Here is a 19,222-nt window from a genome sequence, read left to right as displayed (position 1 = left end):
CGGCCCTTCTTCAGTTCGTGCGCTCGGCGACCAGCACCGCCCGCTCCGGCAGGCTCACCGTTACGGCGGCACCCGATCCGAGCACCGCGGCCTCGTGCGTGGGCAGGTCGGCCTTGACCTCGGTCCCGTCCGCCAGCCGCACGGAGACCCGGGTGGCCGCCCCGAGGAAGGCGGTGGCCACGACACGCGCGTCACCGGCGTCGTCCGGGCGCACCCCCACCGCCTCGGGCCGTACGAGCACATCCACCTCCCGTACGGCGGGCGCGTCCCCGTCCACCGGCAGCCGCTGACCGAGGACCTCGACCGTCTCGCCGTCCAGGTGTCCCGGAATCCGGCTCATCGTGCCCACGAACTCGGCGACGAATGCGGTGGCGGGACGCCCGTACAACTCGGCGGGCGCGGCGCACTGTTCCAGCTTCCCGGCCCGCATGACCGCGACCCGGTCCGCCATGGACAACGCCTCTTCCTGATCGTGCGTCACGAACAGGGTGGTGATGCCGAGTTCCTGCTGGAGACGGCGGATCTCCTCGCGGAGATTGAGCCGCACCTTGGCGTCCAGTGCGGAGAGCGGCTCGTCGAGCAGCAGCACACGCGGCCGCAGGGCGAGCGCGCGGGCCAGCGCGATGCGCTGCTGCTGGCCACCGGAGAGCTGGTGCGCGAACCGCTCGCCCTTGTCGGCGAGACCCACGAGGTCGAGCAACTCGGCGGCGCGGGCTCGCCGTTCGGCCGTACGCACCTTGCGCATCCGTAGTCCGAAGGCCACGTTGTCGAGGGCGCTCAGATGCGGGAAGAGGCTGTACGACTGGAAGACCATGCCGGCGTCACGGCGGTGTGCCGGGACGCGCGTGACATCCTCGCCGTCCACCAGCACCTCACCGGAGTCGGGGTGTTCGAACCCGGCGAGCATGCGCAGCGCGGTGGTCTTGCCGCAGCCGGACGGGCCGAGCAGAGCGAGGAGTTCTCCGGGCTGAACGGTGAGATCCAGTCCGTCGAGGGCGACGGTCGGGCCGAACTCCCGGCGCAGACCCCGGAATTCAACGGTGGCGGCCTTGGCGCCCGCGGCCTTCTCAAGCGTGGTGACGGTCATGGTTCATCCCCGGGAAGCGGTACGGGAGCGCCCGCCGAGCCCGGCGAGCGAGAGGAGCAGGGCCCAGGTGACGAGCAGACTGAGCACGGAGACGGCGACGGACAGCTGGGCCTGCGAGCCGCCGACGCTGTAGATCCACACGGCGAACGGCTGGAAGCCGAGCAACTGGGCGACCGTGAACTCGCCGAGGACCAGGGCCAGGGTGAGGAAGGAGGCGTTGAGCAGCGCCCCGCGCAGATTGGGCAGCACGACCCGGACCAGCGCCTGCGGCCAGCCCGCGCCGCAGCTGCGGGCCGCCTCGACCAGGGTGCGTACATCGACGGCGCGCAGTCCGGCGTCGAGCGCCCGGTACACGAACGGCAGCGCCATCACGACGTACGCGAGGACGAGGACGAACGGGAAGTCCGGGTTCTGGATCGCCACGAACGTCTGGAACAGCGGCGTACGGGAGAGATGTTCGGGTCCCCACTTCAGGACCGTGCTGATCCCGGCGACGAACGCGATCGGCGGCACGACCAGCGGCAGCGAGCAGACCACCTCGACGACGGGCCGCAGCCGGGGTGCGCCGAGCCGCAGCGCGACCATGGCGGGCACCATCAGCAGCAGCACCACGGCGATGGTGGCGGCGGCCAGCTCCAGCGAGAGCAGCAGACTGGAGACGAAGCCGTCGGCGCCGATGATCCGGCTGTACGCGTCGAAGGTGATCCCCTGGCCGGGCACGTCGACCGTGAAGATCACGGACGCGGCGAGCGGCACCAGGAAGTACACCGCGGCGAGGGCGAGGACGACCCAGCGCCAGAGGTTCAGGCGAGCCATCGCGCACTCCGTCGTTGCAGGGGCAGGTACACGGCCATGACCAGGCCCGCGATGAGGACCATGTCGAGGCTGAGGGCGAGCGCCACGTTCTCCTGGCCGACCATCACATTGCCGGAGATGGCGTCGGCGATCTGCAGGGTGACCAGCGGGACCGCGCTGCCCACCATGGCCGCGGCGGTGGCGTACGCGGCGAAGGCACTGCCGAAGAGGAGGACCAGACCGCCGAGCAGCGAGGGCGCGAGCACGGGCAGGGCGACATGGCGCCAGTACTGGACGGTGGTGGCGCCGTTGTTCTGCGCCGCCTCGCGCCACTGGGAACGCAGTCCGTCGAGGGCCGGTGTGATGGTGAGGACCATCAGCGGAATCAGGAAGTAGAGGTAGACGAGGGTCAGTCCCCAGAAGCTGTAGAGGTTCCAGCCATGGTCCTTGAGCCCCAAGTGGGTGGTCAGCACACCGGCGTTGCCGAGGGTGGCGACGAAGGCGAAGGCGAGGGGGACGCCGCCGAAATTGGCGAGGACGCCGGAGGCGGTGAGCACGGCCTCCCGCAGCGCTCGGAAGCGGGAGGTCACCACCGCCTGGGCGAGCGGCAGTCCGAGGACGGTCGCGATGCCCGCGGAGACGGCGGACAGCTTGACGCTGCCGAGGAGGGCGGTGAGGTAGGCACCCTGCACGGAGTCGGTCATGTTGGCCGCGCTGTAGGAAGTGGCGCCCGTGGCCTGGTCCTTGACCGTGAAGGCACCGTTCAGCATGGCCAGCGCGGGAATCCCGAAGGCGACGGCCACGACGACGAGCAGCGGGACGACGGCGAGCCAGCCGGGCGCGCGGCGCCGCCGCTGCTGGTCAGCAGCGGCGGGCGCCACGTCGGCCGGGGCCTCGGTGAGGACGGTGGTCATCCGGAGACGGCCTTGCCCCAGCCCTGGGCGAGGACGCCCTTGGCCTTGCTCTGCTGGGCCTCGGTCGGGAAGCTCGGCGTGCCCGAGACCTCGGGGAGCTTGGCGGCGGCGGTCTTGTCGAGCGTGCCGGCCTTCTCCATCGCGGTCATCAGGGCCGGACGGGCGTAGCCCTTGAGCCAGAGGTTCTGACCCTCGGCGCTGTACAGGTACTCCTGCCACAGGCGGGCGGCGGCCGGGTGCGGGGCGCCCTTGTTGATGGCCTGGGAGTAGTACTGGGAGAACTTGCCGTCGGTCGGGACGGTGACCTTCCAGTCCACGCCCTTGGACTTGAACTCGTCGGCGTAACCGGCGTTCAGGTAGTCCCAGTCGATGCTGATGGGCGTCTCGCCCTTCTCGACCGTGGCCGGCGTCGACTCGACCGGCGTGTAGTTGCCGTTCTTCTTCAGCTTGGCGAAGAAGTCCAGGCCGGGCTGGATGTCGTCGAACGAACCGCCATCGGCGAGCGAGGCCGCGTAGACGCCGCCGAAGGCCGAACCTGACTTGGTCGGGTTGCCGTTGAGGGCGACCTGACCCTTGTACTGCGGCTTCAGCAGGTCCTTGAAGGTCGTCGGGCACTCCTTGACCTTCTTGGCGTCGCAGCCGATGGAGATGTAGCCGCCGTAGTCGTTGTACCACCGCCCCTTCGGGTCCTTCTGGCCCTCGGGGATGTCACCGAAGGAGGCGACCTCGTAGGGCGCGAGCAGCCCCTGCTGGGCGGCGCTCAGAGCGAAGGAGCTGCCGAGGTCGAGGACGTCGGGCGCACGGTCCTGGCCCTTGCGCGACGTGACGGCGTTGATCTCGTCCTGGCTGGCGCCGTCGGGGTTCTCGACCTCGACCTTGATGCCGTACTTCTTCTTGAAGCCGTCGATCAGGGCGCCGTAGTTGGCCCAGTCGCGGGGCAGCGCGATCGCATGCAGCGTGCCCTCTTTCTTGGCGGCCTTGACCAGGGCGTCGAGGCCGCCGAAGTCCGCGGCCGAGGTCGCGGTGGCCGCGCTCTTGCCGTTGGCGGTGGTCGCCTTGTCGTCGGGAGCGGCGCCGCAGGCGCTCAGGGCGAGTGCGGCGGCGACGGCGAGGCCGCCGGTGAGGACGGCGGTCCTCGGCAGGAACACGGTCACGGTCTCTCCAGGAGTACGCACGAGGGTGTGGTGGGACGGAGAACTTGTTTGAACAAGTTGGCCCCAGTAGGCCCGGCGATGGTGTCCTGTTCGTAAACTTTGGCGAAACCGTGACCTCTGATTCCCTGCACAATCCCGGCCCGCTCCGATCACCCTCGTATCTCGATTAGGCTGGTCACGCTGTGCACAACAGTCGAATCAGAGGGGAAGCATGGCGGCGCGACACGAGGAGATCGCCGATGAGCTGCGGCGGGCGATCGACCGCGAGGAGTACACGGTGGGCAGTCTGCTGCCCGCGGAGACGGACCTCGCGGCCCACTACGGCGTCTCACGCGGCACGGTCCGCCAGGCGGTGGCGGCCCTGACCACCGAGGGGCTCATCGGCTCCCGCCAGGGCGCCCGCCGCGTGGTTCTGGCCAGCCGCCGCAGCCAGAGCTTCGCCGAACTGCGCAGCTTCGCCCAGTGGGCGCGCGCCATGGGGCGCGAGGCGACGGGCCATGTGGTGTCCCAGGAATATCAGCCGGCCACCGCGGAGGACGCCGTACGTCTCCAACTCCCGGAGAAGACACCCGTGTTGCACGTCCTGCGCGTCCGCGGCCTGGACGGCGAACCGGTCCTGCTGGAGCGGACCGTGTACGCGGGCTGGATCTCCCCCGCTGTCGAGGCCATCGAGCCGGAGTGCCCCTCGGTCACCCAGCGGCTCTTCGAGGACACCGGGCTGGTCTTCGCCTACGGCGAGCACGTCATCGACGCGGTGGCGGCCGGCGCTCAGGACGCCGACCTCCTGGGCGTCCGCCGCACCAGCCCGCTCCTGCGCGTCCGCCGCGTCACCACCACACGCGAAGGGCGCCCGGTGGAGTGGTCCGACGACCGCTACCGCTCGGACGCCGTGAGCTTCAGCGTGCACAACTCGATCGGTAACAACGCACTGGCGAGGAAAACGGCGGAGTGAGCACCGGCGCCCCAAAGGGGCGCGGGGAACCGCGCGATCAGCCACCCACAACCCGCGGCCGCGATCACATCGGCCACAGGCGCCTACGCCGGCGACCCGGAAGGCCTACGTAGGCGACCCGGAAGAAAACCTGCGCAGCAACGGCGAGAGCACCAGCACGGACTTCGTCCGCTCCACGAAGGGCTCGCCCGCGATCCGCTCCAGCACCCGCTCGAAGTGCCGCATGTCGGAGGCGAAGACCTGCACGACCGCGTCCGCCTCCCCGGTGACGGTGGAGGCGGCCACGACCTCCTGGTACCGCTCGAGCCCCCGCTGAATCGTCTCCGGCGAGGTGTTCCGGCGGCAGTAGATCTCGACGAACCCCTCGGTCTCCCATCCGAGCGCCGCCGGGTCCACCCGAACGGTGAATCCGGTGATGGCGCCGGTGGCACGCAATCGGTCCACCCGGCGCTTCACGGCCGGCGCGGACAGGCCGACCAGTTGGCCGATGTCGGCGTAGGAGCGGCGGGCGTCCTCGGCGAGGGCGTGCACGATGCGTTCGTCGAGATCGTTCAGCACTGCGGGTGATTCACTTTTCTGCGAGTTGTTCTGCGGTTGCGGCTTCCCCGGTGGCGACACGGGACCGGCGGTAGCCGTAACTGAAGTAGAACACGAGCCCGACGGCCATCCAGACCCCGAAGACCACCCAGGTGACGGTCGACAGGCTGCCCATCATCCACACGCACAGGACGAAGCCGATCGCGGGCAGCACGGGCGACAGCGGAACCCGGAAGGTGCGCCGCATGTCCGGGCGTGTCCGGCGCAGCACCACGACGGCGATGTTGACCAGCGCGAAGGCGAAGAGCGTACCGATGCTGGTGGCGTCGGCGAGCTGGCCGAGCGGAATCGCGGCGGCGAGGACACCGCAGAACAGCGAGACGATCACGGTGTTGGCGCGGGGTGTACCCGTCTTCGGGTTGACTCGCGCGAAGACCTTGGGCACGAGCCCGTCACGGGACATCGCGAACAGGATGCGGGTCTGGCCGTACAGCACGGTCAGGACGACGCTCGCGATGGCGATGACGGCGCAGGCGGCCAGCAGCGTGCCCCAGAAGGTCTGCCCGGTGACGTCCTTCATGATCTCGGCGAGCGCGGCCTCCGAGTCGTTGAACCGCTGCCAGGGCTTCGCGCCGACGGCGACGGCCGCGACGAGGACGTACAGGGCCGTCACGATGACCAGCGAGAGCATGATCGCGCGCGGCAGGTCGCGCTGCGCGTCCTTGGCCTCTTCGCCGGCGGTGGAGGCGGCGTCGAAGCCGATGTACGAGAAGAAGAGCGTGGCACCGGCGGCGCTGACGCCCGCCATGCCGAGCGGCATGAAGTGCTCGTAGTTGCCGGACCGGAAGCCCTGGATGCCGATCGCGCAGAAGAGGACCAGCGCGGCGATCTTCACGCACACCATGATCGTGTTGGCGCGCGCGGACTCCTTGGCCCCGCCGAGCAGGAACGCCATGGCGAGCAACACGACGATCAGCGCGGGCAGGTTGAAGATGCCGCCGTCGCCGGGCGGCGCGGACAGGGCGTTCGGGATGGTGACGCCGATCGTGCCGTCGAGCAGTTCGTTCAGGTACTCGCCCCAGCCGACCGCGACCGCGGCCACCGACACGCCGTACTCCAGGACCAGACACCAGCCGCAGATCCAGGCGATCAGCTCGCCCATCGTTGCGTACGCATACGAGTACGAGGACCCCGACACCGGGATGGTGCCCGCCAGCTCGGCATACGAGAGGGCGGAGAAGAGCGCCGTGAGACCGGCGATCACGAACGACAGGGTGACCGCGGGCCCGGCCTTGGGGACGGCCTCCCCGAGGACGACGAAGATGCCGGTGCCGAGCGTGGCACCGATGCTGATCATGGTCAGCTGCCACAGGCCGAGGGAGCGCCGCAGGCTGCCGCCCTCTCCCTGGCCACCCTCGGCGACCAGGCGTTCCACGGGCTTGCGGCGCATGAGGCGCGCGCCGATCCCCGGGGACGGTGGGGAGGATGTAGTGCGGGACTGCGGGGGTGCGCCTTGGTCGAGCACGCGCTGGCTCCTTCATCGCTGCCGGTCGGGACGGCGGGGACCGGCGGCACCCCTGCGAGCAGGAACCCACCGAGCGGGGTCCCCGCCACGCCTATGTACAGCGCATGACCCTATGAGTCCGGCCTTCACGGGCGTAATGCAGCAACCTTGCGCATCTCCGCAAGTTCGTTGCGTTCATCGCATCTCGGCGCATGTTCGTTGCGCGGGGCCTTTCGATGGTTGCGCAAGGCGCCTTTCCGCCCCTGAGCGAGGTTCCGGAAGCCCCCGGATTGACGCCTCGTCAGTTCTGCTTCATGGTGCTCGCCACTCGATACGCGAGGCACGGCGTGGACCTGGATGTCCTGTACGGGATCGGCGTACTGAAGCCCTGAAGAGAGCGGCACCCTTGCGGCACACGTCGCTCGCGGTCCAGTACGGAGGCCGTGGAGTTCGGGCCGCGCCGAATACGTGTCAACCCCGTTCCGTCCGGGGCCGTTTGGACGCCGCGGGTCGCCGCGCTGCCGGGCACGGAGGGCCGCGGCCGCAACGCCGAGAACACGCACGCGGGCACGATCGAGCCCGCTCCCGTTCGCCCCCCGCCGGCTCGTCCAGGGCGACTCGATCGTCGAGGGCCGGGCGGCGCCCCGCCCGCACCTCGCCCGGCCCGCCATCGCCGGACGCGCACGCGGCGTCGACACGGTCAGCCTCGGCCAGGCGCGGCACGCGGCACGCGGCACGCGGCACGCGGCACGCGGCACGCGGCGAACCTCACCCCCGGCCGAGCAACTTGCCTCGCTCGACGCCGACTTGATGACCGACGTCTTCGGCCCAGTGGCGATACGGAAGACGGTGTGACGTCCCTGCCGGCGCGCGGAGCCGCGCCCCGGCGTCAGCCCTCGTCCGGCCCCCCGGCGATCGCCCGCGCCTGCGCCACGTCCTCCTCGTCGAAACCCAGCTGCCCGGGCCGCCCGTACGCCGCCGCCTGCGCGTCGATCCAGCGCGTGTGGGCCTCCCAGGCGGCCTGCTTGCTGGTGCCGAGGGCCGCGCCAATCTGCGACCAGGAGGCGCCGGACTCGCGGGCGGCGCGGACGGTGAGCTGACGGCCGTACGCCGCCTTGCGGGCGACCACCTCGCTCAGCGCGAGGAGTTCCAGCAGCTCGGCCCGGCCGAGCGCCTCGGCATCGCTCCCGGCCCCGGCGAGCGACTCCCGCACACGCAGCTCGTCGAGGCGGGCCACGGCGGTCAGCAGGGTGTACTGCGGCTCGATGCTCTGCGGTGTCGTCGTCATGCCTGCAGCGTCGCGTCAGGCAGGCTTGACGTCAAGAGGGCTTGACGCTGCGCCCGGGGAGGGAGAGCTCCTTGACCAGGAACACACAGGGGTCGGCGCACTCGTGCCGCTCACCGTCGGCGGCCAGGTGCGCATAGCGGTCGACATACGCCGCGGTGGGCCGGTAGCCGAGCCGTGCGTAGAGCGCGGCGGCACGCGGGTTGTCCTCGCCGACGCCGAGCCCCATGAGCCCGATGCCGCGCGCGATCGCCCTCTGCTCGGCGGCACGCACGAGAGCACCGCCGATGCCCCGGGAGCGCAGCGACTCGGGCCACACGAGCAGCCCGTTGAGCTCGGGACAGCCCGGCCGCGCTGCCCGCACCTCGGGCGCCGCGCACCCGGTCCAGCGGATCTCCGCATGCCCCACGGGCCGATCGTCGAGCCAGGGAATCAGATAGGTACTGTCACCGGCCTCCTGGCGCGCGAAACGCGCCCGGTGGTTGCCGTCGACGCTGTTCGACGGCATGAAGTGGTCAAGGACCGCGAGGTCCTCGACCGAGCAGTCCTCAATTCTCATCCGGCCGAGCCTAGGGCCTGTCGTCACCTTCCCGTCTGCCCCGCGACGACGGGAATGTGACGACGGCCCTAGCGAGCGCCCCGCACACGTACGGCCCCTTTTCCCGCCGGGAAAAGGGGCCGCGACGAGCGGAGCGAGCGCGTCAGTTCCAGCTGGCGTGCAGCGGCTTGCCCTCGGCGTAGCCGGCCGCGCTCTGGATGCCGACGACGGCCTTCTCGGCGAACTCCTCCAGGGAGTTGGCGCCCGCGTAGGTGCAGGAGGAGCGGACGCCCGCGATGATCGAGTCGATCAGGTCCTCGACGCCCGGACGGGTCGGGTCGAGGAACATGCGCGAAGTGGAGATGCCCTCCTCGAACAGCGCCTTGCGGGCACGGTCGTACCCCGACTCCTCGCTGGTGCGGTTGCGCACCGCGCGCGCGGACGCCATGCCGAACGACTCCTTGTACAGGCGCCCGTCGGCGTCCTGCTGAAGGTCGCCCGGGGACTCGTACGTACCCGCGAACCAGGAACCGATCATCACGTTGGACGCACCGGCGGCCAGCGCCATGGCGACGTCGCGCGGGTGACGGACACCGCCGTCGGCCCACACGTGCTTGCCGTACTTCCTGGCCTCGGCGGCGCACTCCAGGACGGCCGAGAACTGCGGCCGGCCGACGCCGGTCATCATGCGGGTGGTGCACATGGCGCCGGGGCCCACACCGACCTTGACGATGTCCGCGCCCGCGTCGATGAGGTCCTTGACGCCCTCGGCGGCGACGATGTTGCCCGCGACGATCGGGACCTGCGGATCGAGCGCGCGCACCGTCCTGATCGCGCTGATCATCGACTCCTGGTGGCCGTGCGCGGTGTCGATGACGAGCGTGTCGACGCCCGCGTCGAGCAGCTGCTTGGCCTTGCCCGCGACATCGCCGTTGATGCCGACGGCGGCGGCGATGCGCAGCTTGCCGTTCGCGTCGGTGGCCGGGGTGTACAGCGTGGCGCGCAGGGCGCCCTTGCGGGTCAGGATGCCGGCGAGCTTGCCGTCCGCGTCCACGGCGGGGGCGTAGCGGCGGTTGGCGTGGTCGAGCGTGTGGAAGGCCTCGCGCGGCTCGATGTCGGCGTCGAGGAGCAGCAGGTCCCGGGACATGACCTCGGTCAGCTGCGTGAAGCGGTCCACGCCGGTGAGGTCGGCGTCGGTGACCACGCCGACCGGGCGGCCGTCCTCCTCCACGACGACGCCGGCGTTGTGCGCGCGCTTGTTCAGCAGCGCCAGCGCGTCGGCGACGGTCTGGTGGGGGGCGAGGACGATCGGGGTGTCGAGCACCAGGTGGCGTCCCTTGACCCAGGAGATGACCTCGGTGATGACCTCGATCGGGATGTCCTGCGGGATGACGACGAGGCCACCGCGGCGGGCGACGGTCTCGGCCATCCGGCGGCCCGCGATGGCGGTCATGTTGGCGACGACGAGCGGGATGGTGGTGCCCGTGCCGTCCGGGGAAGCGAGGTCCACGCCCTGACGCGAGCCGACCGCGGAGCGGCTGGGCACCATGAAGACGTCGTCGTACGTCAGGTCGTACGGGGGCTGGATGTCATTGAGGAAACGCACGTGCTGCACATCCCAGTCGATCAGAGGTGGCCCCCGGACAGGTCAGCCAGGGGGAAGAGCACGTACTTCATTGTCCCATGTCGGCCTGTATGCGTTGCCCGGACAGATCATCCAGGCTGGTCGGAGGGCAGTTGGTCGGATCCTCCAAGGGAGAGCATGACGGCGAGCGTCGCGTTGTGCTCCTGGTAGTGCCCCGCGGCCGATGCCAGGACCTCCTGGGCGATCTCCCACTCGTCGGGGCGCCCGACCGCGTAGGGTCGCCAGCCGCTCACCACGAGCAGCCGGCCCGGGGTCGCGGGCCCCCAGTCGGGGTCGCCCAGGACATCGGCGAGCGCGTCCCAGTTCCGGCCGAACCACCCGGGCAGGTCGAGGGCGCGGACGCAGCGCTCCATGAAGGCGCTCTTGTCCTCGACGCCGGTGAGGTCGAGTTCCGTGACCTCCCATCCGGCCGCGCGGCACACGTCCGCGAAGGGCCCGTGAGTCATCTCAGCACCGCCCTGAACGACTTGTAGTGATCATCGCTGTAGTAGATCTCACCGCCCTGCCCGGTGACAATGCGCCGGGCTCCGCGGTCTCGCTCGCCGGGGGTCTTGACCGTGTACTCGTGGTAATAACCGCGGGGTTGCTTCGGCAGCAGCCGCTCGAAGTTGCCGAAGACGATGCCGTCCCTGGCGTACGGGAAGGGGCCGCCCCTGTCGATGAGGGCGAGGGTCTGACGGGCCTCGGCGGGCAGCTGGGCCTCGGTGACGGTCCGCATGCCGCCGGCCCAGGACGGGGCCGCCGTCGAGGCACGGGTGTCGGAGACGCTCGCGTCCGTCGACGAGCAGCCCGACAGCAGCACGCCGAGGCACAGGAACAGGCCCGCAAACGCGCGAGGGACGGACCGCAGCAGCATGACGTCGATGCTGCCACGGCCGCCCCCTCGCGGCGCGCCGTGCGGAACCCTCAGGACCCGTCGGGGTCCGCCCGGTTCAGTGCCGGTCGCGGCGTCGGCCCCGCCGTCATCAGATAGTCCGCGGCCGATGTGTCCGTCACCAGGCTGGTGACGAGCCCGGAACGCAGCACCGCGTCGATGGCGGCCGCCTTGCGCTGCCCGCCCGCGATGGCGACGACCTCCGGGATCCGCCGCAGCCGGTCGGCCTCGACCGTGATGCAGCGTTCGCCCAGGTCACGGCCGACCCGTCGGCCCTCGGCGTCGAAGAGGTGCGCGGACATCTCGGCGGCGACACCGAGCGACGCGTAGTGCGCGCGCTCCTCGTCGCTGAGCATGTCGTGCACCGTGGAGATGCCCGGCTCCCAGGAACCGATGGACACGCACGCGACCGTGACCTTGTCGAAGTACTCGAAGGCGCGGGCGATCCCGGTCTGGTTGCGCAGCGCGGCCGCGGTGGCCGCGTCGGGCAGCAGCATCGGCGCATAGATGGGGTGGGCGTCCCCGCCCGACACCTGGGCGGCTCGCCGCACCGCCTCCACCGAACCGCGCTCGGCGGTCCCGGCGTCGTACACGCCCGTCAGCTGCACCACCGTGCACGGCGGGAGCCGGTCGAGCGCGGCCGCCATGTGAATGGTGGAGCGGCCCCAGGCGAGGCCGAGGACATCGCCCTCGTTGACGAGCTCGCCGAGCAGGTCGGCGGCCACTTCTCCGAGGTTCTCCGGATCGGGCGACTCCTCGGCCTCGGCCGGGGACTCGACCACAACGGCGTGCCGGAGGCCGTAGCGGGCACGCAGCGCGTCGGAGCGCTCCGCGTCCAGCTCGGCGGGCACGCGGATCTCGATCCTCACCAGATCCCGTTCGAGAGCGGTCTCCAGGACCCGGGCCACCTTGAAGCGGCTGACGCCGAACTCCTCCGCGATCTGGATCTTGGACTTGCCCTCGAGGTAGAAGCGGCGGGCCATGGCCGCCGCCTGCACCAGCTCAGCGGGTCCCATCCGCATGGCTGACCGGCCCGCCGACATACCCGACACGGCGATCTCCTCACTGCTGTTCACACTCTGGATTCGCCGTTCATCCTTGCAGATCCGGCGTACTTGATCAGCCCGGATGGGCGGCGTTCACGTTCCCTTGGCTCAGTGGTCGCACGCCCACGCCGCATGAGCCGTCGCCTCCCGTGCCTGGGTGCGCAATGCACGTACCGCCTGGGACGGGTCCGATGCCCCGTACACCGCGGACCCGGCGACGAAGACATCGGCTCCCGCCTCCGCGCATCGCTCGATGGTGGACGCCGACACACCGCCGTCGACCTGGAGCCACAGTTCGAGGCCGTGCTTGCTGATCAGCTCACGGGTGCGGCGGATCTTCGGGAGCATGATGTCGAGGAACGCCTGGCCGCCGAAGCCGGGCTCGACCGTCATGATCAGCAGCATGTCGAGCTCGGGGAGCAGGTCCTCGTACGGCTCGATGGGTGTCGCGGGCTTGAGCGCCATGGAGGCGCGGGCACCCATGGCCCGGATCTCGCGGGCGAGTCGCACCGGCGCGGCGGCCGCTTCGGCGTGGAAGGTGACGGACCCGGCACCCGCTTCCACGTACTGGGGGGCCCACCGATCGGCGTCCTCGATCATCAGATGGCAGTCCAGCGGCGTGTCCGTCGCACGGACCAGCGACTCTACGACCGGCACACCGAGCGTGAGGTTCGGTACGAAATGGTTGTCCATGACGTCGACGTGGAGCCAATCGGCTCCTTCCACCGCCCTTGCCTCCTCGGCAAGACGGGAGAAGTCGGCGGACAGGATGCTGGGGTTGATCTGCACGGCCATGCCCCAAGACTGCCATGCCCGGCACCGGTTGCTCTCCTCGGTCCAGACCTAGGACGTTCTACGGATGTTGTACAGCGGCCCGACATGCCATGCTGGGCCGCCGACCGGCTCCAGATACGGCTACGGGGGTGGCCATGACGGACGGCAAAGAGCGCCATGTGCGCCAGGGACTCATCGGATTCGTGTGTGGGCGGCGCAGCAAGTGGCTGATCGTCCGCCTGTGGCTGGTGGCGCTCGTGGTGGCGGCGCCGCTCGCCTCCAAGCTCACCGACGCCCAGGACAACGACGCGGCCTCCTGGCTGCCCGGATCCGCCGAGTCCACCCAAGTCCTGGACACGTCCAACAAGTTCAGGCCCGAGCAGATCCCCGCGGTCGTCGTGTACGCCCGCGAGGGCGGCCTGACCGCCCAGGACAAGCAGGCGATCGCCCAGGGCGCCCAGCGGATCAAGGGGCTCACCGCACACGGCGTACGCGGCGCCGAGACGCGCGGCCCCGTCTACAACAACCCGACCGCCCCCGAAGCCGCCCAGATCTACGTGCCGATCACGATGGACAAGAAGGGCTGGGAGGAGATCGCGCCCGCGGTCGACTCCATCCGTGACCAGGCCGGCAAGGGCGGCGGCGGGCTCGCGGTGCACATCACGGGCCCGGGCGGCACCTCCGCCGACTTCTCCAAGGCCTTCGAGGGCATCGACTCGACGCTGCTGTTCTCCGCGATGGGCGTCGTGATCGTGATGCTGCTGCTCACCTACCGCAGTCTCACCCTGATCTTCGTCCCGCTGATCGGTGTGGTCGCCGCGCTCTTCACGTCCCAGGCGCTGATCTATCTCCTCGCGAAACACGCGGGCCTGACGGTCAACGGGCAGAGTGCGGGCATCCTCACGGTCCTCGTCTTCGGCGCGGGCACCGACTACGCGCTCCTCCTGGTCGCCCGCTACCGCGAGGAGCTGCGCCGCCACGAGGACCGGCACGAGGCGATGGCCCTCGCCCTGAACCGTGCGGGCCCGGCGGTGCTGGCGTCCGGGGCCACGGTCGTCCTGAGCATGCTGGTGCTGTTGGCCGCCGAGATGAACTCGACGCGGGGCCTGGGCCCGGTCGCCGCGATCGGTGTGGCCGTCGCCCTCCTCGCCATGGTCACGCTCTTCCCGGCCCTGCTGCTGGTCTTCGGCCGCTGGATCTTCTGGCCGGCCATCCCGCACTTCGGCTCGTCCGACCCCACCGCGAGCGGCGTCTGGGCCCGGATGGGCCGCCGTATCGCCCGCCGCCCGCGCGTCGTCTGGGGCGCCACCGCCCTCGCCCTGGCGGCCCTCTCCCTCGGCCTGCTGCAGATCCGCGCCGAAGGGATCAGCAACGCGGACGCGTTCACCGGCAAGCCGGACTCGATCACCGGCCAGGAGATCTCCGAGCGGTACTTCCCGGCAGGCAGCGGTGATCCGCTGGTCATCGTCTCCAGCCAGGCCCGCGGCGAACGGGTGCGCAGCGCGGTGGCCGGTACGAAGGGAGTGGTGCCGAACAGCATCACCGTGCCCGCCGGTACGAAACCGTCGTACGACGGCAAGGTGCTGTTCGAGGCGACGATGACCGATCCCGCCGACAGCGAGGCCGCGAAACGGACGGTCGAGCGTGTACGGGACGCCGTGCACGCCGTGCCGGACGCCGACGCGCGGGTGGGCGGCGGGACCGCGGCCCTGCTCGACATGGACGCGGCGACCACCCACGACAACATCCTGATCATCCCGGCGGTCCTGCTGGTCGTCCTGCTCATCCTGGGCGTGCTGCTGCGTGCCCTGGTGGCGCCGCTGCTGCTGATCGGGACGGTCGTGCTGTCCTTCGCGGCAGCGCTCGGCGCCAGCGCGCTGGCCTTCCGGCACATCTTCGACTACGCGGGCGAGCAGACGGACTTCCCGCTGTTCGTCTTCGTCTTCCTGGTCGCCCTCGGCATCGACTACAACATCTTCCTGACCACCCGGATCCGCGAGGAGGCCGCTCGCCAGGGCACCCGGGCCGGTGTGGTGACGGGCCTGGCGGCGACGGGCGCGGTCATCACGTCCGCGGGACTGGTCCTGGCCGGCACCTTCGCCGCGCTCGGCACCCTCCCGATGGTCGCCTTCGCCGAGATCGGCTTCGCGGTGGCCCTGGGCGTCCTCCTGGACACCTTCGTCGTGCGGTCGATCCTGGTGACGTCGCTGTTCCTGGACGTGGGACCCAAGGTGTGGTGGCCGCACCGACTGGCCCAGGAGGGTGGCTCGGGACGGCCGGCGGCGACGCCGTCACAGGCTCCGGAACCGGCGCCGCAGCCCGACTAGGACGGGCGGGGGGCCAGGTCAGCCGGTCCTGCGGATCAGCGCCAGGTACATGGCGTCCGTGCCGTGCAGATGCGGCCACAGCTGTACGTCGGGGCCGTCGCCCAGGGCCGGTACGCCCGGCAGGAGCGGGCGGGCGTCGAGCAGCTCGGCGGAGCCGTCGTCGTAGTGCTTGAGCACGTCGTCGACGACCGCGCGGGTCTCGGCGAGGTGCGGCGAGCAGGTCGCGTACCCGACGACACCACCGACCCGCACCGAGTCGAGCGCCGTGCGCAGCAGCCCGCGCTGGAGCGGAGCGAAGCCGTCCAGGTCCTCGGGGCGGCGCCGCCAGCGGGCCTCGGGACGGCGGCGCAGCGCGCCCAGACCCGTGCAGGGCACATCCATGAGCACGCGGTCGAAGGTGCCGGGCCGCCACGGCGGACGGGTGCCGTCGGCGGCGATCACCTGATACGGCCCGGGGTTGCCGGCGAGCGCCTTCGCCACCAGGCCCGCCCGGTGCGGCTGCTTCTCCGAGGCGAGCAGGACGGCACCGCGCTCGGCGGCGAGCCCCGCCAGCATGGCGGCCTTGCCACCGGGTCCGGCGCAGCCGTCCAGCCAGGCCCTGTCGGGTCCGTCGAGCGGCGCGTTCGCCAGAGCGAGCGCGACCAGTTGGCTGCCCTCGTCCTGGACGCCCGCACGGCCCTCCCGTACGGCGTCGATGGCGCCCGGTTCGCCGCCCTCGGTGAGCCGCACGGCATACGGCGACCAACGGCCGGGCAGCGCGGACTCGTCCCCGAGTACGTCGAGGAGCTCATCGGCGGTGGAACGTCCGGGCCGGGCGACAAGGGTCACCTCGGGCCGTTCATTGTCGGCTTCGAGCAGATCCTCGATGCCCGCACGGCCGCCGCCCAGCGAGTCCCACAGCGCGGAGACGACCCAGCGTGGGTGCGAGTGCACGACGGCGAGATGGTCCTCGGGGTCCTCGTCGTAGGGCGGCGCGACCTGCTCCAGCCAGCCGTCGAGATCCTGCTGCGCGACCTTGCGCAGTACGGCGTTGACGAACTTGGCCCGCCCGTCGCCGAGCACGACACGGGCGAGCTCGACGGAGGCCGAGACGGCGGCGTGCGTGGGAATCCGCGTCCCGAGCAGCTGATGCACACCGAGGCTGAGCACATCGAGCACCGGCGGATCGACTTCCCTGAGCGGCCGGTCGACACAGGCCGCGATGACGGCGTCGTACGTCCCCTGCCGGCGCAGCGTCCCGTAGACCAGCTCGGTCGCCAGCGCCGCGTCCCGCCCGTCGAAGTCGCCCTTCTCGCGCGCCTTGCGCAGCAGCGGCGGCAGAACGAGGTTCGCGTACGCGTCCCGCTCGTCCACGGCCCGCAGCGCCTCGAAGGCGAGCATGCGGACCGGGTCCTTCTGCGGACGGCGGTAGGGCTTGCCGGGCTTGCGCGGCCGACGGGACTGCTCACTCACGAAAAAGGTGCTCCGGATTCTGGATGGTTCGACCCGTCCAGCCTACGTCCGGACGGGCGCGTGGAGCCCTGCGGGCGGCGTACGCCGGGGCGGGCGTGGGCGCGCGTCGCCTGCGCGGAGTGCCCGCAGAGGCGGACGTCGGCGGGGGCGCGGCGTGGGCGGCCCCCGCGGGTCGCGTCCGCCGGTCAGACCCCGAGGCGCTCCCCGGAGTGGATCCGCACGCCGCGCGCCCAGTCGGCGGCGCGCATCGGCTTCTTGCCCTGGGCCTGGACCCAGTGCAGCTCGACGGCGTACGAACCGGTCCCGACGTACACGTTGTTCTTGCCGACGGACAGCTCGCCCGGCGCGAGGTCCGCGCGGTCGGGCACGGGCGCGACCTGGATGAGCTTGAGCCGCTCGCCCCGGAACACGGTCCACGCGCCGGGGGCGGGGGTGCACCCGCGCACCACGCGGTCCACGCGCAGCGCCGGGGCGGCCCAGTCGATGTGGGCGTTCTCGACGGTGATCTTCGGCGCCGTGGTGATGCCGTCGGAGGGCTGCGGCACGGCCTTGAGGCTGCCGTCCTCGATCCCGTCCATCGTCGCGGAGAGCAGCCCGGCGCCGGCGAAGGCGAGCCGCGTGAGCAGGTCGCCGCTGGTATCGGTGGCCCGGACCTCCTCGGTGACGGTCCCGTACACAGGCCCCGAGTCGAGCCCTTCCTCGATGAGGAACGTGGACGCACCGGTGATTTCGTCCCCGGCCATGATCGCGTGCTGCACGGGAGCGGCGCCGCGCCAGGCGGGCAGCAGCGAGAAGTGCAGATTGACCCAGCCGTGGGCGGGGACGTCGAGGGCGACACGCGGCAACAACGCCCCGTACGCGACCACCGGGCAGCAGTCGGGCGCGATCTCCCTGAGCCGGGCAAGGAACTCCTCGTCCCGCGGCTTCACCGGCTTCAGCACCTCGATCCCGGCCTCCTCCGCCCGCTCGGCGACCGGACTCGCGACGAGCCGACGCCCCCGCCCGGCCGGCGCGTCGGGCCGCGTGACGACAGCGGCCACCTCGTGCCGCCCTGAGGCGATCAGGGCGTCCAGAGCGGGAACGGCGACCTCGGGGGTACCTGCGAAGACAAGCTTCATGGGTGGCGGTTGGCCTCTCGGGCGGGAGTTCTTGAGCCCCCGCACACCTGCCGGGTGGGGCGAGGCACGGGGCAGCGCACCAGTCTATGCGCCGCGGGCACTCGGGGGCTCGCAGGTTCCGCGCCTACCGCCCCCGCAACTCGCAGCGCCCACACCCACAGAACCCAACTCAGGACCGCCACCTCGCAGGACCACACTCACAGCCCTCGCCTCGCAGAACCCAACCCGCAGCCACCACCTCGCAGACCACACTCGCAACCGCCAACGCGCAGGGCCGCACCCGCAGGACCACACTCACGGGGCCCAATCCGCCGCCACCACCTCGCAACGGCCACGCGCGGCCCCAACCCGCAGCCGCCTACGGCGACCCGCCCCCACGGGAGACCCGCACTTGACACCTCACTCGCACGGGCGGCGCGCGGGCGGGAGAACACCCGAGCCAAGGCCGAAGGCCGAGGCGAGTCCCCACCGGGGGCGTACGCACCAAGATGCGCCCCGTGCATATGCCCGTACGCACCTGATGCGTGACCAGCGGAGCGCAAACGCGTTGGTCAAGAAAGAGTTGACCACAACGGGCCGCAATCGCGGCCCGATCCTTTTCAACGCCGGTTCGAGAGGCTTGTTCATGGCCGACCACGCAACCCACGACGCCCAGGCTCGGGCCAGCCTGCACTTGCTGGTGCGGGACATCGAGCGGGTCCGCCGGCAGGTGGACGCACTGCGCACGCTCACCGCCCAGTTGGGCAACGTCTACCGCCCGCGCCGCTCCGGCCCCTCCACGGGCTTCGTCGTCTACGGGCGCGCCCCCGCCCCGACCGTCCGCCTCGCCCAGGAGCTGCGGGACAGCGTCGAGACCCTGGTCACGGCCGCCGTGGACTTCGACCGCTCACTCGGTTTCTCGTGGGACGCGGTGGGCTCGGCCCTCGGAGTCACCAAGCAGGCTGTGCACCGCCGTTACGGCGCCCGCCGCGCCGCCGCCCAGGCAGCGGCCGAGGCCGAGCGCTCCACCGAGACGTCGGGCGCCCGTACGGTAGCCGTCGACACCGGCATCCCCACGGTGCCGACGGTCCCCGCGGCCCGCTCGATGCCGACCCAGCCCACGGCGGGCAGCCCAACCCTCCGAGAGGACGCCAGGCCCACCGCGTTCCCGGGCCCGCGCAACGGCTGACCGACTCCTCCGCTGCCTCCCGGAGCCGACCGGCCCGGGAGGCAGGTTGATG

At 71.2% G+C, this 19,222-nt stretch carries 18 protein-coding genes; 3 read left to right on the top strand and 15 right to left on the bottom strand.

Annotation, left to right across the window (positions count from 1 at the left end):
- Positions 1-10: 10 nt before the first annotated feature.
- Genes IEY95_RS23445 through IEY95_RS23430 form a run of 4 tightly spaced genes read right to left on the bottom strand, consistent with a single transcriptional unit; the run spans position 11 to position 3,950 of the window.
- Complete coding sequence (locus tag IEY95_RS23445) at positions 11-1,087, bottom strand: ABC transporter ATP-binding protein (RefSeq protein WP_189188063.1); 1,077 nt, start codon at positions 1,085-1,087, stop codon at positions 11-13.
- A 3-nt stretch (positions 1,088-1,090) separates the two neighbouring features.
- Positions 1,091-1,903, bottom strand: a complete 813-nt coding sequence (locus tag IEY95_RS23440; RefSeq protein ID WP_189188062.1) for an ABC transporter permease — start codon at positions 1,901-1,903, stop codon at positions 1,091-1,093.
- Complete coding sequence (locus IEY95_RS23435; RefSeq protein WP_189188061.1) at positions 1,891-2,796, bottom strand: ABC transporter permease; 906 nt, start codon at positions 2,794-2,796, stop codon at positions 1,891-1,893. The genes IEY95_RS23440 and IEY95_RS23435 overlap by 13 nt, the downstream gene beginning before the upstream one ends.
- Positions 2,793-3,950: an ABC transporter substrate-binding protein gene (locus IEY95_RS23430; protein ID WP_189188060.1), complete on the bottom strand. Its 1,158-nt coding sequence runs from the start codon at positions 3,948-3,950 to the stop codon at positions 2,793-2,795. Before IEY95_RS23430 ends, IEY95_RS23435 begins: the two co-directional genes overlap by 4 nt.
- Before the next feature lie 211 nt (positions 3,951-4,161).
- On the opposite strand from IEY95_RS23430, the gene IEY95_RS23425 reads away from it, so the two are divergent.
- The gene (locus IEY95_RS23425; protein WP_189188059.1) at positions 4,162-4,902 is read left to right on the top strand and encodes a GntR family transcriptional regulator; all 741 of its coding nucleotides are present in this window, start codon (positions 4,162-4,164) and stop codon (positions 4,900-4,902) included.
- A gap of 105 nt (positions 4,903-5,007) precedes the next feature.
- Here the strand turns inward: IEY95_RS23425 and IEY95_RS23420 are convergent, their stop codons facing one another.
- The 9 genes from IEY95_RS23420 to rpe all read right to left on the bottom strand — a co-directional run bounded on the left by IEY95_RS23420 (position 5,008) and on the right by rpe (position 13,126).
- The gene (locus IEY95_RS23420; RefSeq protein WP_015661832.1) at positions 5,008-5,460 is read right to left on the bottom strand and encodes an Lrp/AsnC family transcriptional regulator; all 453 of its coding nucleotides are present in this window, start codon (positions 5,458-5,460) and stop codon (positions 5,008-5,010) included.
- 10 nt (positions 5,461-5,470) lie between these two features.
- Complete coding sequence (locus IEY95_RS23415; RefSeq protein ID WP_189188058.1) at positions 5,471-6,964, bottom strand: amino acid permease; 1,494 nt, start codon at positions 6,962-6,964, stop codon at positions 5,471-5,473.
- Between the two features lie 868 nt (positions 6,965-7,832).
- Positions 7,833-8,231, bottom strand: a complete 399-nt coding sequence (locus IEY95_RS23410; RefSeq protein ID WP_189188057.1) for a hypothetical protein — start codon at positions 8,229-8,231, stop codon at positions 7,833-7,835.
- 31 nt (positions 8,232-8,262) lie between these two features.
- Positions 8,263-8,787, bottom strand: coding sequence for a GNAT family N-acetyltransferase (locus tag IEY95_RS23405; protein WP_189188056.1), 525 nt, complete (start codon positions 8,785-8,787; stop codon positions 8,263-8,265).
- Positions 8,788-8,929: 142 nt separating this feature from the next.
- Positions 8,930-10,372 (bottom strand): GuaB1 family IMP dehydrogenase-related protein, encoded by a 1,443-nt coding sequence (locus IEY95_RS23400; RefSeq protein ID WP_189188055.1) that lies wholly within the window; start codon positions 10,370-10,372, stop codon positions 8,930-8,932.
- Positions 10,373-10,479: 107 nt separating this feature from the next.
- On the bottom strand, positions 10,480-10,857 hold the full coding sequence (locus IEY95_RS23395) for a barstar family protein (RefSeq protein WP_189188054.1): 378 nt from the start codon (positions 10,855-10,857) through the stop codon (positions 10,480-10,482).
- Positions 10,854-11,267, bottom strand: a complete 414-nt coding sequence (locus IEY95_RS23390) for a guanyl-specific ribonuclease (protein ID WP_189188053.1) — start codon at positions 11,265-11,267, stop codon at positions 10,854-10,856. The genes IEY95_RS23395 and IEY95_RS23390 overlap by 4 nt, the downstream gene beginning before the upstream one ends.
- A gap of 50 nt (positions 11,268-11,317) precedes the next feature.
- The gene (locus tag IEY95_RS23385; protein WP_189188052.1) at positions 11,318-12,361 is read right to left on the bottom strand and encodes a sugar-binding transcriptional regulator; all 1,044 of its coding nucleotides are present in this window, start codon (positions 12,359-12,361) and stop codon (positions 11,318-11,320) included.
- Between the two features lie 78 nt (positions 12,362-12,439).
- Positions 12,440-13,126, bottom strand: a complete 687-nt coding sequence (rpe, locus tag IEY95_RS23380) for a ribulose-phosphate 3-epimerase (protein WP_189188051.1) — start codon at positions 13,124-13,126, stop codon at positions 12,440-12,442.
- Between the two features lie 134 nt (positions 13,127-13,260).
- Here rpe and IEY95_RS23375 point away from each other — a divergent pair, with 134 nt between their 5' ends.
- Positions 13,261-15,432 (top strand): MMPL family transporter, encoded by a 2,172-nt coding sequence (locus tag IEY95_RS23375; protein WP_189188050.1) that lies wholly within the window; start codon positions 13,261-13,263, stop codon positions 15,430-15,432.
- 18 nt (positions 15,433-15,450) lie between these two features.
- Here the strand turns inward: IEY95_RS23375 and IEY95_RS23370 are convergent, their stop codons facing one another.
- Positions 15,451-16,884, bottom strand: coding sequence for an RsmB/NOP family class I SAM-dependent RNA methyltransferase (locus IEY95_RS23370; protein WP_189188049.1), 1,434 nt, complete (start codon positions 16,882-16,884; stop codon positions 15,451-15,453).
- A 185-nt stretch (positions 16,885-17,069) separates the two neighbouring features.
- Positions 17,070-18,002, bottom strand: a complete 933-nt coding sequence (gene fmt, locus IEY95_RS23365; protein WP_189188048.1) for a methionyl-tRNA formyltransferase — start codon at positions 18,000-18,002, stop codon at positions 17,070-17,072.
- A 625-nt stretch (positions 18,003-18,627) separates the two neighbouring features.
- Between fmt and IEY95_RS23360 the strand changes: the two genes are divergently transcribed.
- Entirely contained in the window at positions 18,628-19,170 is a 543-nt protein-coding gene (locus IEY95_RS23360) for a hypothetical protein (RefSeq protein ID WP_189188047.1), read from the top strand.
- The last annotated feature ends 52 nt before the right edge of the window (positions 19,171-19,222 follow it).

The organism is Streptomyces albiflavescens, assembly GCF_014645835.1.
Taxonomy (GTDB): Bacteria; Actinomycetota; Actinomycetes; order Streptomycetales; family Streptomycetaceae; genus Streptomyces; species Streptomyces albiflavescens.
Note: the sequence above shows the minus strand (reverse complement) of the source record. Positions and strands in the feature narration are given on the sequence as shown.

Excerpts from the sequence above, each read along its gene's own strand:
- IEY95_RS23445 (WP_189188063.1), bottom strand. The coding sequence starts at position 1,087 with ATGACCGTCACCACGCTTGAGAAGGCCGCGGGCGCCAAGGCCGCCACC.
- IEY95_RS23440 (WP_189188062.1), bottom strand. The coding sequence starts at position 1,903 with ATGGCTCGCCTGAACCTCTGGCGCTGGGTCGTCCTCGCCCTCGCCGCG.
- IEY95_RS23435 (WP_189188061.1), bottom strand. The coding sequence starts at position 2,796 with ATGACCACCGTCCTCACCGAGGCCCCGGCCGACGTGGCGCCCGCCGCT.
- IEY95_RS23425 (WP_189188059.1), top strand. The coding sequence starts at position 4,162 with ATGGCGGCGCGACACGAGGAGATCGCCGATGAGCTGCGGCGGGCGATC.
- IEY95_RS23410 (WP_189188057.1), bottom strand. The coding sequence starts at position 8,231 with ATGACGACGACACCGCAGAGCATCGAGCCGCAGTACACCCTGCTGACC.
- IEY95_RS23405 (WP_189188056.1), bottom strand. The coding sequence starts at position 8,787 with ATGAGAATTGAGGACTGCTCGGTCGAGGACCTCGCGGTCCTTGACCAC.
- IEY95_RS23395 (WP_189188054.1), bottom strand. The coding sequence starts at position 10,857 with ATGACTCACGGGCCCTTCGCGGACGTGTGCCGCGCGGCCGGATGGGAG.
- IEY95_RS23390 (WP_189188053.1), bottom strand. The coding sequence starts at position 11,267 with ATGCTGCTGCGGTCCGTCCCTCGCGCGTTTGCGGGCCTGTTCCTGTGC.
- rpe (WP_189188051.1), bottom strand. The coding sequence starts at position 13,126 with ATGGCCGTGCAGATCAACCCCAGCATCCTGTCCGCCGACTTCTCCCGT.
- IEY95_RS23375 (WP_189188050.1), top strand. The coding sequence starts at position 13,261 with ATGACGGACGGCAAAGAGCGCCATGTGCGCCAGGGACTCATCGGATTC.
- fmt (WP_189188048.1), bottom strand. The coding sequence starts at position 18,002 with ATGAAGCTTGTCTTCGCAGGTACCCCCGAGGTCGCCGTTCCCGCTCTG.
- IEY95_RS23360 (WP_189188047.1), top strand. The coding sequence starts at position 18,628 with ATGGCCGACCACGCAACCCACGACGCCCAGGCTCGGGCCAGCCTGCAC.